Annotated in this window: 1 protein-coding gene; it reads right to left on the reverse strand. The window is 26.4% G+C overall.

All coding sequences use genetic code 11. The annotated features are described in order from the left end of the window. Window positions 1–254: hypothetical protein (locus V7122_RS25515; protein WP_335530103.1), on the reverse strand; the 254-nt coding region annotated here is incomplete at both ends.

Here is a 254-nt window from a genome sequence, read left to right on the forward strand (position 1 = left end):
GATATATAAATGGAAAGGTACTGATTTTTTTAAAATAAGGATAATATCTATGAAGGTAATCTAGTACTTTTTTAACAGATTTTTGATCTTCTTTAAAGCTTTCTTTATCGTCAAGTCCTAAGTAATATAAACCTACGTCAGCATATTCATCAGTAATAATCGGCTTTTTAAAATAAAGTTCTTGACCTTCTTTAAAAAGAGCAACTTTAGAAATAGAGAACATATCCATTAATTGCATACTATATTGGATATCT

Source organism: Bacillus sp. JJ1532 (genome assembly GCF_036965085.1).
Lineage (GTDB): Bacteria > Bacillota > Bacilli > Bacillales > Cytobacillaceae > Cytobacillus.